The organism is Frankia sp. CgJB1, assembly GCF_977947065.1.
Map to the genome: position 1 here is coordinate 19,989 of NZ_CDWTNB010000031.1, position 12,451 is coordinate 32,439.

Below are 12,451 nucleotides of genomic sequence, written 5' to 3' on the forward strand. Positions count from 1 at the left end.
GGCGGAGGACCCGGGTCAAGGGCGGTCTCCCACGGGCACCAGCGTGGGGCGGCGTCGGTGGACAGGTGACACCAGCCGCCAGTATCCGCCTCACGATGGACAACGCAGGAGAGACTGAGCACATGTATGGCGCAGCAGGAGGTGGGACGATGCCGGCGCGCGCCATCGCGTTGCCACCGACGCCCGACTCCCCCCGGGCCGCCCGGCGCTTCCTGCTCGAGGCGTTGCACGGGCGGCTGGACGACGACCTGTTGGACTCCGCGCTTCTGCTCGTCACCGAGCTGGTCACCAATGTCGTCGTGCACGCGGGCACCTCGGCCACCGTGGAGGTGCGCGCGGACGGTGACGGCGTGCGGGTCGGGGTCGCCGACCGGCATCCGGTCCGCATCGGCATGGCCCGGGTAAAGAAGGTCGGGGACGCCGACTTCGGCATCGACGGGCTGCGCGAGGACGGCCGCGGCCTCGCCCTCGTTGACGCGCTCGCGACGAGCTGGGGGACCGAGCACGGCCGCGGCGGCAAGACCGTCTGGTTCCGCCTGGGAACCGTCGGCGACGGCTCGCACACCCCGGCGGCGGGCGACGACGAGGCCGCCGGTGCCTCGTCGTCCGCGTCCTCGTCCTCGCCCGCTGTGGCTGTGACCAGTCCCGCGCCCCGCGCGGCCCCGGCCCCCGTGGTACCGGCGCGTCCGGTCCGGCTGATAGCCCGGGACACCGCCCGTGCTCTCACCGCCGAGGGCGAGATCAGCGAACTGCTCGCGCAACTGGTGGACACGCTCGCGGTAACCGCTGGGTTGGTGCGGCGTCCCGGGCGCGACGGCGGCCGGTTGGAGACCGTGGCCACGCTTGGGGCCGTCAGCTCGGTCACCGAGGCGCTCTCGTTCCCGCTGGATCCGACGCAGGAGAGCCTCGGCGAACTGCTGCTCTGGCCGGCGGCCGGCGGCCGCCCGAGTGGTTCGGGCGGCACCGGCGGTTCGGGCGGAGCGGAGGTCTCTGGCGAGGTCCGCTGGACGGATGCCGCCGCGGCGGCCGGGCTGGACGTGGAACGCATCCGCCTGACGACCCGATGGATGGCCCTGGCCCTCGGCGGCGGCGACATGCGACGCGCCGAGGAACGCCGCATCGGGATGCTGTCCTTCCTCGCCGAGGCGTCCGATCTGCTGGCGGGCAGCCTGGACCTGAGCCGCTCGCTGGCGCTGCTCGCGCGGTTGCCGGTCCCACGGTTGGCCCAGTGGTGCGCGGTGTACCTGCACCGGGAGAACGCCGATCCCGCCCTGTGGGCGGCGGCGCACGCGGAGGAGAATGCGGCGGGCGCCCTCACCGCTGCCGCGGTCGACCCGGACGGCCTGTTGATGGCGGCGGTGCGCTCCGCGAGCGGAGACCGGGTGCGTTCGCTGACCGCGCTCGGCGGACCGGCGCTCGTGATGGTACTGCGGGCCCGGCGGCGGGTACTCGGGGTGCTCGCGCTCGGCCGCCCCGAGGGCAACGCCTTCGCCGCGGACGAGATCGATCTACTCGCCGACCTCGCGCGCCGGGCCGCCTTCGCAGTCGACAACGCCCGGCTCTACAGCCGGCAGGTGGAACTGGCCGGCACGCTCCAGGCGGGTCTGCGCCCACCGGAGCTGCCGATGATCGAGGGACTGGATCTCGGTTCCGCCTATGGCGCCGCGCAGTCGGCGGGTCTCGACGTCGGCGGCGACTTCTTCGACCTGCTGTCGGGTCCGCTCGGCTGGACGATCGCCATCGGCGACGTCTGTGGCAAGGGTGCAGAGGCCGCCACCGTGACCGGGGTGGCCCGCGCCGTCCTGCGGCTGCTGACGGGCCGGGGTACGGAGCTCGGCGAGGTGCTGCTCGAGTTGAACCGGACCCTGCGCGACGCCACGTCGTCTCATCCGAACGGGCAGAGCCGGTTCTGCACCCTGGCCGCCGCCGCGATCATGGCGCCGGCCGGCGGACCCGCGGGGAGCGAGTCCGCCGACACCAGCACCGGCACCGGCACCGGGATCCGACTGCGGCTGTTCCTCGCCGGCCATCCCCAGCCGGTGGTGCTGCACGCTGACGGGCACGCCTCGCTCGTCGGTCGCCCGGGAACCCTGCTCGGCGTCCTCGACGACGACGAGGTCTCGTTTCCGGGGTTCGAGATCGTCCTGCGCCCGGGCGAGTCACTGGTCTTCTACACCGACGGGGTGATCGAGGCCCGCAATGGCGGGAAGCTGCTCGGCGAGGACCGGCTCCTCGACGCGATCGGGGGGTGCGCGGGACTGTCAGCGCAGGGGATCGCGGATCGCGTCCTGGCCGCCGCCGAGCGGTTCGCCGGCGGCAACCTGCGCGACGACGTCGCGATCCTCGTGGCGCGCGTGCCCGGCTGACCGGCATGATGGGCGCTCCGGGCTACCTCCGAGGGCACCTCCGGTACGCCCGCGGGCGTACTGCGGGCCCCGGACCCCACGGGCACGAAGGCCCGGACCCCACGGGCACGAAGGGCCCACGGAGAGGGGACACCACCGGATGCCGTATCGGCATGGCCTCAAGAGGTGCGATCCGGAAACAGAGGCTTCAATCCCCACCCAGTGGGTAGAGCCACCTCGATATCCTCGCACAGGTTTGGTGGTCGATGAGCGCGTTTTCGGTCCCGATGGATGTGGTACGGCAGGCAACGTCCAGTTGCCCACCCGCAACCCACATACTCGCCGAGCTCCCCTATCTGCCCTCTGCCGTCCCGCAGGCCCGCAGGGTGCTCCGTGAGGGCATCCGGCTGGCGGACCTTCCCGAGGACGTGCGCGGCACCGCCGAGCTGCTCGTCAGTGAGCTCGTGACGAACGCGGTCAAGTACGGGCAGCCGCCGCTGTGGCTGCTCATCGAGATACGGCCCGGTCTGATCCACGCGTCCGTGTCGGACACCTCGACGGTCCTGCCGCAGCGGCGTGAGGCCGCGCCGGACGCCGAGGGCGGTCGCGGCCTGCTGGTTCTCGACACGTTGGCGGGCAGCTGGGGGACGGTGGCGGTCGAGTCAGGGAAGTACCTGTGGTTCGACCTGCCGGCGCCGGTGATGGGTCGGCGGTCCACCTCCGTCCCCGAAGCCGACGGCGCGGCATCCCCGGACGCCGGGAACTCCTCGCTGCCCGAGGGGCCGTCGTCCGCCGACGGGTCGTCACCGACCGAACCCGCCGAACCCACCGCCGTGACCCGCTCCGCCCCGGCGGCCCGGTGCTCCCCACCGATCCGCCCCCCGGCCGCATCCGCCTCCGCATCGGCCCTGCTGTCGTCCGCCTTTGGGATGTCCCCCTTCCCGGTCCTGTCGAGGCGGTCGAGATCGGACCGTGCCGGATCAGGCCGCACCGGAGCGGCACGCGCGGGTTGGGAGGCGGCCCGGCCAAACGACGCCAAGGCGGCCGTCACGATCATCACCAAGGGCCTCTGACGCCGTCACGTCATTCCCCACCCGGCCCTCCCCCGCAGCGGATGGGTCCGACATGGTCGGCGAATCACCTGATCATTGGTCAGCGGGTCAGCGGGTCAGCGCAGAAGGTCTGGTGGCGCCGGTGACCTTCTCGTACCGGTCGAGCGAAACGATGCTGACGACGTCGCCGGTGTGGGGGCGTGCAGCACCTGCTTGCCGCCGAGGTAGATGCCGACGTGCCCGGGGTTGTCGGGGGTGCCAGTTGTCGGGGGTGCCATCGGAACCGGCGGCGAAGAGCGGGTCGCCGGGTTGCCAGGCCGAGACGGGCGTCAACGGGATGCTCGGGCCGGATGCGCCGGCCGGGGCGCTCGCGGCGTCCAGGGCGGCGGTCATGGTGGGAACGCGGGCGAGGATCGCGGCGGCCGAGTATGGGGAGCAAGGCACGGTCCAGGGACCGCAGACCGTGCTCAGGTCCCCCAAATTCGCCGGCCGGCTGCCGGTGCCGGCTCAGTGTCGCCTGTGCGGCGCTGTCGCCCCGGCGTCCATAGGCAGTGAGGCTTAGCGGCACCTTGATATAATGCCATGGCAAAAGGGCGTGCGCTACTTGAAAAGCAATGCGACACCGGATCATGACGTCACGATCGTCCGAGCGGGCCACGTCCCGTCAGAGGACGGGCGTCCACCCCTGCCCGACGACGCACCGCCAGACGCGGCCACCCGAACCGGTCGAGCCCCCGAGGACGAGCTGGCCCGTGGTCACGCAGTCGGCGGGCTGCGGATCGGTGACGCTGATCCGCACCCAAGGATGCAGGATGTCGTTGCCCTGGTGGACGTTGAAGTTGTCCCCGAACACACCGGCGCCGCCGGCCTTGTTGACGGCGAAGATGGGTTGGTTCAGATGGTCGTAGACGATGAACAGCTGGCCGTTGGGCCCGCCCGTCGACTGGATACGAAGCTCCTCGGCACTCTGGTTGGTCGCCCGGAACACCCAGGGGTTGCCGGTGAAACTGCTCTGCGCGTATGCGTAACCACCGCCGCCAAACAGCCCGCCGACGAGGGTCGCCGCGCCGAGCACGCTGATGGTCCTGAGACGATGTAGGTACGAAAACATGGGTCTTCTCCCCGATCGATACTCCCGGCCGTGTCCTGGTGTGACTCCCGATCGGCAGTCACGGCTGATCCGATAGAAATGCCACCCTAGATTGCTAGTTGTCTATTAATTGTGACAGAAGTCCTGCTTTTGACCAGCCGAACAGACCAGAACCACGGCACATCAGTCCCCGCCGTCCGCAATGTCCCATTTAGGCGCCAGACCGATAAACGGTACGCATTGCCCCATCAACAGATTGTCAATAATCTGAAAAATACGACTTGGATTAATATTTCCCAGAATGCCAGAAATAACTGCCATGGCGGCTGGAGCGATGAACTTAAACCTGGTACTGAGGGAACATTCCTCTCCCGGGTATCCGATCAGCTCGACCGATCGGTGGGGAACGGAGCATGCCGCGTTCCCTGAAGCTCGACGCGCCGGGCTCGGGGGTGGCCAAGGAAATCCGGCAGCGCGAACTCGTAGCCGTACGCACCCGCCATGGGGAAGACGACGACGTCACCCGACCGCACCCGATCGACCGTGATGTCACGGGCGAGGGTGTCCTCCGGCGTGCACAGCTCCCCGACCACCGTCACCGGATGACCTTCGACCACCGCCTCCCGCGTGTCCTTCGGCTCCGGCTCCGGCCCACCGTTCCGGCCCGATCTCTCCACGACGGCGAAGTTATGGATGATCTCCCACGATGTCGGCAGCGCGAAATGATGAATTCCGCCACGCAGAATCACGAATTCCGTCCCGTAGGAATGTTTGACGTCGATCACTTCGGCGGCGTACCAGCCGGAGTCGGCCACCAGCATCCGCCCCGGCTCGAAGATTACCCGAGTTCCGTCCGGAACCGGCAGCGAACTCAGTCCCTCACCAAATCGGATTAGGTCGAAGGGCCGGTCACCGCGCCGGTCCGGTTCGAAAGGAACCCCGAATCCACCGCCCACGTCGACCATCCGCAGCTCGATCCCGGCCGCGGCAGCCGTCCGGGCGGCGAAATCAAGACACCACCGGACGTAGCCCAGATGGGCGGCGGCATCGAGATTGCCGGACACCGCGTGGACATGGAATCCGACGACGTCGATATGGGCCAGATCCGCCGCGAGTTCGAGCGCGGCGGGGACCTCCGTTTCGGGGATGCCAAACGCACTCGGCCGACCGCCCATCTGGAGGGAGCCTGCCAGTCCCACTCGGGCCGGGTTGACGCGCACCGCCGCCCGTACCCGACGGCCGAGTCGGGCGGCGACGGCGTCCAGGCGGCGCAGTTCACCGAAGCTCTCGACGTTGACGACGTCGACGTCGGCCGAGACCAGCGCGGTAAGCAGGGTCATCGATTTCCCCGGTCCGGAGGCGACCAGGTAGGGACGCCGAGCGGGGTCGACCCGGCCGTACGCTGCCTGCGCCAGGCGCACCTCGTGCGCGGAGGAGACCTCGAAACCGTCGATGCCCCGGCCGCTGGCGCCGGTCCTGGCGCCGGTCGGGGTGGCGCCCAGGCTGGAGTCACTCCGTTCCCGCCCCGACCGAGGGATGTCCGGACCGGGCCCACGCAACAGGGCGTCGAGTATCGGCGGAAAGCTGTTGGCCTTGACCGCGTAGCAGACCTCCGCCCACATGGGCAGGCAGGCCCGCAGCGCCGCGGCGTTCCGCGCGGCCGCCGCCGGGTCGTAAAAGTAGGCACTGACCTCTCCGGCGCCAGCCGGCCAGTCACGCACCGCGGTCAACACCGGGCGGGGGAGGCTTTCGGCGGGCAGGGCGCGCAGCGGCGCGGCCGAGGGCGGCAGGTCCACCAGATCGACTCCTCACTCCATCAGTCGTCACTCCATCAGTCGTCCGAGACTCCCTCAGGCGCCCGAGCTCAGCCGCGTCGTCCGCCAGGGACAGGACAACCCACTCTGCCGCCAGGCGCACAGGAGCGATGGCGTGTGCCGCGGGCTGCCGAGCGCGGACGCATGGTCCAGACGGGTGGTCCAGACGGGTGGTCTCGGATGGGTGGTCTCCACCTGGACCCGACTCTGTCGGCTAGCCCGATGGTGGGGCGACGAAACACGGATCGGATCCGCAAACGGTGCCTGATACCTCACACGGACCGCCTCCGGCTTCCGTGCCGCCGGACGATCGCGGGACGTTCGTCACCGCCATAACCGGTTGTCTGATCCGGATCGACGGGCGTGTAGTGGACATGCCGCAAACACCACAGCCTGAGGCCGATGTTTCTGCCGCAACCCGACTCCCCCGGACGGACTATGAAGAGACCACCAAGTCTGCTTGGCGCCACCATAACCTTGCGCGGAGCAACCATGGTGCGACTGGCTTAGGTTAGGCTTCCCTCAATCAGCCTGCGCGAAAGGGAGTCGCCCGCGATGACGGTTTCCGCTCGTGACGCCGCCGCCGGCGGCCCAGCCGGCCGCACGGCGCCCTCCGCGGCCGTGCCTTCCGTAACCACGAGAGCCGCGACGACGCCCCCCGTGACCACACCCCCCGTGGCTACGACCCCCGTCGCCGCCAGGTCCACGCCCGCAGCCCCCGCCACCGCGGGTCCCACGTCCGCACCCACGGGTGCCGCGAACCCGGCCATGATCCTCGCGCGTCAGCGTCAGCGCGAATCGGCGGCACGGACCTATGCGCGGACCCTCCCGATCGTGCCTGTCCGGGCGTCCGGAACCATGGTTCTCGGCGCGGATGGCCGCCGCTACCTGGACTGCCTGGCCGGCGCCGGAACGCTTTGCACTGGGACACAACCATCCGGTGGTGACCGAGGCGATCACGTCGATGCTCACCCGAGGGGCCCCCTTGCACACGCTCAACCTCGCCACCCCCGAGAAGGACGCCTTCACCGATGAACTCCGTGGCTGCCTGCCGGCCGGCATGGGGAGCGATGTGAAGCTGCACTTCTGCGGCCCGAGCGGCGCCGACGCGGTCGAGGCGGCCATCAAGCTCGCGCAGACGGTGACGGGCAACCAGACCATCCTCGCGTTCACCGGTGGATACCACGGGATGACGGCGGGCGCCCTGGCCGTGACCGGGAACGTCGCCGTCAAAGATCCTCTGCCGCCGTCGACATCCGTCGTACGGCTGCCGTTCCCCTTCCCCTACCGGTGCCCGTTCGGGGTGGGGTCTGGTCGCGCCCCCGGTCCGGACGGTGCCGAGCTGTCCGCCCGCTACATCGAACGTCTCCTCGATGACCCCGCCGGAGGGGTCGTCAGGCCGGCGGCACTGATCGTAGAACCGGTTCAGGGCGAGGGCGGGGTGATTCCCGCGCCCGACGGCTGGCTCCGCGCCGTCCGCAAGATCACCCGTCGCCGCGGCATCCCACTGATCCTGGACGAGGTCCAAACGGGAGTCGGTCGCACCGGGAAGTACTGGGCCGCGCAGCACAGCGGTATCACCCCCGACATCATCGTCATGTCCAAGGCGATCGGCGGCGGGCTGCCACTGGCCGTCATCGTCTACCGGTCTGAGCTGGACACCTGGGCGCCCGGGGCACATACCGGCACTTTCCGTGGAAACCAGCTGGCGATGGCCGCAGGCCACGCCACGCTGCGCCTGGTGCGGGAGGACCGTCTCGACGAACGCGCCGCCCGGCTCGGCACGCGCCTACTCACCGGCCTGGCGGAGATCGCCCGGGACCGGCCGCAGGTGGGCGACGTGCGCGGCCGCGGGCTGATGCTCGGCGCCGAGATGGTTGATCCGACCGCAGCCCCCGACCTCGTCGGCGCGCACCCCGCCGACCCGCAGCTCGCCGGTCTGGTACGGGCCGAATGTCTGCGCCGCAGCCTGATCATCGAGCTCGGTGGGCGGCACGGCGCGGTCGCCCGGCTGTTGCCACCACTGATCCTCAGCGATGAGGAGGGCGATCGCGTCCTCACAACCCTCGCCGACGCCATCGATGCCGCCGTCCGCAGGCTCTCCGTCCACGCGGCCTTGGGACACCCACCCGCCGATCAGGCACCCGTCGGGTTCGGATCCGCCGGATGATCCCCCCGCGCAGCCCTGACACACCTGTCGCCACCGCGCCAGCCGGAGAGCCCACGCCGGCCGGGAAGCCCCCGCCGGCGGAGGAACGGGGGCGGAGGAATGGGGGGCCCACGGACGGTCCGCGGATGCGGGAGGTCCCTATTCTCCCGGGGCTACGGCCAATGGTCGATCTCGCGTTGGCCGCCCTCGACGATGGCCGCCGGATCCGCGGCGGCCCGCTGCCCGCCGGTGGTCCACCGGTGGTGCGCGCCATGACCAGGGCAGCCCTCGGCCTGGCTCCGGCCGATCCGATTCCGGCCGATCCGACCCCCCCGGACGGTACAGGGACCCTGCTACCGAGGGCCGGAATCGGCCCGTCGGCCGCGCTGACCGGCCTGGTCGAAGCCCTGGCCGCCGGTTCCGCGGACCCGGCGGACCCATGGTGCGCCGCCCATCTGCACTGCCCCCCGCTGGCGGTCGCGGTCGCCGCCGACCTCGCCGTGAGCGCCCTCAATCCGTCCCTGGACTCCTGGGACCAGGCTCCCGCGGCCACGACGATCGAGACCGAGGTCGTCGCGACCCTGGCCACGCTGGTCGGCTTCGATCCGGACCGGGCCACCGGCACGATCACCACCGGCGGGACCGAATCGAACCTGATGGGCCTGCTCCTCGGTCGGGACGCGGCCCGCCGTGGCCCGACCGGGCAAGACACTCTGGGCCCGGCCGCCCCGGGTCACGATGCCGGGCACCGAGGAGCGGACCGGCCGGCACCTCGGGTGTTCCGTTCGGCGGCGGCACACTTCTCGATTGATCGGGCGGCGTCCCTGCTCGCGATCGACGATCCTCCGGTGCGGGTCATCGAGACCGACGACCAGCACCGGATGCGCGTCGAGGCGCTACGCCACGCCCTGGCCGCGCACGCCGGGCCGGCCATCGTCGTGGCCACCGCGGGTACCACCGATGCGAGCGCGGTCGACCCGCTTCGGCAGATCGCCGCGGTGGTCGAGGAACATCGCGTCCGGTTAGGTGGGGTGCACGACCCGAGCGGGCTATCGGACATGGAGGCAAGGTCCGGCGGGGCGGCCTGCTGGCTTCACGTGGACGCCGCCCACGGCGGCGGCGCGTTGCTGTCCGATCGGTTGGCCGGCCTGCTGGACGGACTCGACCTCGCAGATTCGGTCGCACTGGATCTGCACAAACTGGGCTGGCAGCCGACGCCGGCCGGGGTCTTCCTCACCGCCCGCGACGACGGCTGGACCAGCCTCGCGACACGGGCGGAGTACCTCAACCCGGAGGATGACGAGGCGGCCGGCTTCACCAGCCTGCTGGGCCGGTCGCTGCGGACCACCCGCCGCGCGGACGCCTTCCCCATCGCGGTCACCCTTCGGGCTCTCGGCCGCGACGGTCTCGGCGCCCGGGTGGATGCCTGCCATGATCTCGCGCAGCACGCAGCACGGACGGTGCGCGCCGACCCTCGTCTCGAACTCGCCTTCCCGGTAACACTCAGCACCCTCGTCTTCCGCTACCGGCCGCCACAGATTACCTCGGATCCAACCGCGTCCGGCCCCACCGCGTCCGGAACCACCCCGTCCGGACCCGCGGGCCCGCCCTCCCCCGACCGGGTGGACCGGATCAACGCCCGGCTGCGCCGGGAACTGCTCGTCGCTGGCCGGGCCGTGGTGGGGCGCACCCAGATCGGTCCCCGTCACGAGGTCTTCCTGAAGCTGACCCTGCTCAATCCTGACGCCACCGCGGCGGACGTCGACGCGTTGCTCGGGCTGATCGCCGAGACCGGGGACGTCCTTGCCACCGGTGGTTCCACCAGGGCCCGGCAGCGGTCGTGACCGACGATCGACCGCAGCCCGAGACCATCGCGGACGAGATCGTCACGGAGACTCTGCTGCGGTGCTGGGTGCGGGAGACGGGCATCCGGTTACCGGCCGACGCCCGGACGCTCGGCATCGACCTACCCGCGTCCGGCCTGTCCGTTCGGGCGACGTTGACGCACCACTCCCCGTCCGGATGGCACGGGTTCGGACCACCGCGCCTGGTCTGCGCGGCCCGCGAACCAGCCCCGGTGGACGCGGGCCTGCTCGCCGCGCTGCTCGTCCGGGAGGTCGCCACGCGGGATGGGCTACCGCCAGCCCTCGGCGCCCAGGCGCTGGGAAGGATCATCGATTCCGCCGGCTGGATCGCGAGCTGCCTCGCGGCCCGCAGTCCCGGGCCGGACCCGGCCGCCGTCCCCCCGTTCCTCGCCGCGGAGCAGGCCCTGATCACTGGTCATCCGTTCCATCCGGCGGCCAAGAGTCGCCAAGGGGCTTCGCCGGAGGCACTGGCCACCTACTCCCCGGAAGTCGGCGGGTCCTTTGCGCTGCACTGGTTCGCCGCCCATCCCTCCGTAGTGACCGTCTCGGGAAACACGACGACCCGCTCCGGAGGGCGGGACCAGGCCCTCGGCACGAACGGCCGGGGCCTGATCCGGCTGCTGGCGGATCTGGCCAGGGAAGACGGTGGGGCCGAGGAGCCGAAGTCCGACCTCTCGGCCGCGTCCGGTTCCGGACCAGACCGACATGGCCCACCCGGGCTCGCGGGGTCCCCTCGGACCGGCGGACGCGGTCGCCCGGACATTCCCGCCGGTTACGTCGTGGTACCCGCGCATCCCTGGCAGGCGGGCGAGGTCAGCAGGCGGGAACCGGTCGCCGATCTGCTCGCGGACGGCCGCCTGATCGACCTCGGGATGTCCGGACACCGGTGGTATCCCACCTCGTCGCTGCGTACCGTCTGGCGGCCGGATATCCCGGTGATGCTCAAGCTCTCGCTGGGGATGCGGATCACCAACTCGTGCCGGGTGCTGCAGCTCGACGAGCTGCGGCTCGGCGCGATGACCGCGAGGCTGATCGACGCCGGTCTCGGCGCGGCGCTCGCCGCCCGACATCCGAACTTCCACCTCATCGGGGAGCCCGGTTGGGTGGCCGTCACCCGACCGGGAGGGGACAGTCGGCCCCGAACCGGCCCCGCAACACCGCTGCCGGTCGGGTCCGGCGAGCGGCACGACGGAGGGCACGACGAGGACGGCGTCGGGCTGGAGACCGCCATCCGGGTCAATCCGTTCGGGTCAGTTGACCGGGCAGTGTGCGCCGCGGCACTCATCGCGCCCAGGCCCGCGCGGACCACGGACAGCCGTGGCCGGGCCCGGACGGCGATGCTTCCCCGGCTCCTCACGACGCTGGCCGGCTCGCTGAGCGATCCCCTCCCGACGCTGACCGACGCCTGGTTCGACCGTTACCTGACCGTGGTGGCCGCCCCAGTGGTGGACCTCTACCTGCATTTCGGGATCGGCGTCGAGGCCCACCTGCAGAACACCCTGGTCATCCTGGACGCGGCGGGCTGGCCGATCGCCGGCTGGTACCGCGACAGCCAGGGCTACTACGTGGCCACCTCCGCCGCGGCGGAGGTGCAGCGGCTGCTGCCCGGCTTCGGTGCCGGGCTCGACACGATCTTCGATGACGCGCTGGTGGCCGAGAGGACCATCTATTACCTGTTCGTGAACAACGTCTTCGCCCTCGCCGGGGCGCTCGGAGTCGCGGGTGTCGCGGACGAGCGTCGCCTGCTCGGGCGGGTGCGTGGCCTGCTCCACCGGCTGGACGGGGATAGCCCACGCGGGCGGGGGCCGCGGCCACCCGCCGCTCGCCGAGCACTGATCACCAGGCTGCTCGACTCCCCCACCCTGCCGTGCAAGGCCAACCTGCGCACCTGCGTGGACGGGCGGGACGAACTGGTCGGACCGGTGGCCACCCAGTCGGTGTACGTGCCGATCCCCAACCCGCTCCTAGAGGCCTCGTGACCCAGGAACGTAGCGCGCTAGCCCCGCCCTTCAGGGCAGGGCTAGCGCATCAACGACAGCGTGACAGGCAAGCCTGCCATCCTGTCACTTATGGGGTCGAAGGTGGTGAAGCAGGCGTACCGCTACCGTTTCTACCCGACCCCGGAGCAGGCCATCC

8 protein-coding genes and 1 pseudogene are annotated in these 12,451 nt (G+C 71.0%); 6 read left to right on the top strand and 3 right to left on the bottom strand.

Going from position 1 to position 12,451, the window contains the following annotated elements; genetic code table 11:
• Window positions 1-122: 122 nt before the first annotated feature.
• Both AC08OT_RS06005 and AC08OT_RS06010 read left to right on the top strand, forming a co-directional pair.
• The gene (locus tag AC08OT_RS06005) at window positions 123-2,366 is read left to right on the top strand and encodes a SpoIIE family protein phosphatase (RefSeq protein ID WP_476602609.1); all 2,244 of its coding nucleotides are present in this window, start codon (window positions 123-125) and stop codon (window positions 2,364-2,366) included.
• 245 nt (window positions 2,367-2,611) lie between these two features.
• Complete coding sequence (locus AC08OT_RS06010) at window positions 2,612-3,418, top strand: ATP-binding protein (protein WP_476602610.1); 807 nt, start codon at window positions 2,612-2,614, stop codon at window positions 3,416-3,418.
• Between the two features lie 87 nt (window positions 3,419-3,505).
• Here AC08OT_RS06010 and AC08OT_RS06015 read toward each other — a convergent pair whose 3' ends face one another.
• The 3 genes from AC08OT_RS06015 to AC08OT_RS06025 form a co-directional block, all read right to left on the bottom strand.
• A complete protein-coding gene (locus AC08OT_RS06015) occupies window positions 3,506-3,841 on the bottom strand; it encodes a hypothetical protein (protein WP_476594290.1) in 336 nt (111 codons plus the stop codon).
• A gap of 220 nt (window positions 3,842-4,061) precedes the next feature.
• On the bottom strand, window positions 4,062-4,508 hold the full coding sequence (locus tag AC08OT_RS06020; protein WP_476594289.1) for a hypothetical protein: 447 nt from the start codon (window positions 4,506-4,508) through the stop codon (window positions 4,062-4,064).
• Between the two features lie 362 nt (window positions 4,509-4,870).
• Window positions 4,871-6,283, bottom strand: coding sequence for a type III PLP-dependent enzyme domain-containing protein (locus tag AC08OT_RS06025; protein WP_476594288.1), 1,413 nt, complete (start codon window positions 6,281-6,283; stop codon window positions 4,871-4,873).
• Window positions 6,284-6,856: 573 nt separating this feature from the next.
• On the opposite strand from AC08OT_RS06025, the pseudogene AC08OT_RS06030 reads away from it, so the two are divergent.
• From AC08OT_RS06030 to AC08OT_RS06045, 4 genes and pseudogenes are all read left to right on the top strand, one after another.
• Window positions 6,857-8,471: pseudogene (locus tag AC08OT_RS06030) on the top strand (diaminobutyrate--2-oxoglutarate transaminase family protein).
• A 125-nt stretch (window positions 8,472-8,596) separates the two neighbouring features.
• Entirely contained in the window at window positions 8,597-10,294 is a 1,698-nt protein-coding gene (locus tag AC08OT_RS06035; RefSeq protein WP_476602611.1) for a pyridoxal phosphate-dependent decarboxylase family protein, read from the top strand.
• Window positions 10,291-12,294: an IucA/IucC family protein gene (locus AC08OT_RS06040; protein WP_476595746.1), complete on the top strand. Its 2,004-nt coding sequence runs from the start codon at window positions 10,291-10,293 to the stop codon at window positions 12,292-12,294. Before AC08OT_RS06035 ends, AC08OT_RS06040 begins: the two co-directional genes overlap by 4 nt.
• A 90-nt stretch (window positions 12,295-12,384) precedes the next feature.
• A partial coding sequence (locus AC08OT_RS06045; RefSeq protein ID WP_476602613.1) for a helix-turn-helix domain-containing protein occupies window positions 12,385-12,451 on the top strand: 67 nt, incomplete at its 3' end.

What these genes read in the sequence shown, in the direction of transcription:
- AC08OT_RS06020 (WP_476594289.1), bottom strand. Translation starts at nt 4,508, where the DNA reads ATGTTTTCGTACCTACATCGTCTCAGGACCATCAGCGTGCTCGGCGCG.
- AC08OT_RS06010 (WP_476602610.1), top strand. Translation starts at nt 2,612, where the DNA reads ATGAGCGCGTTTTCGGTCCCGATGGATGTGGTACGGCAGGCAACGTCC.
- AC08OT_RS06035 (WP_476602611.1), top strand. Translation starts at nt 8,597, where the DNA reads ATGCGGGAGGTCCCTATTCTCCCGGGGCTACGGCCAATGGTCGATCTC.
- AC08OT_RS06005 (WP_476602609.1), top strand. Translation starts at nt 123, where the DNA reads ATGTATGGCGCAGCAGGAGGTGGGACGATGCCGGCGCGCGCCATCGCG.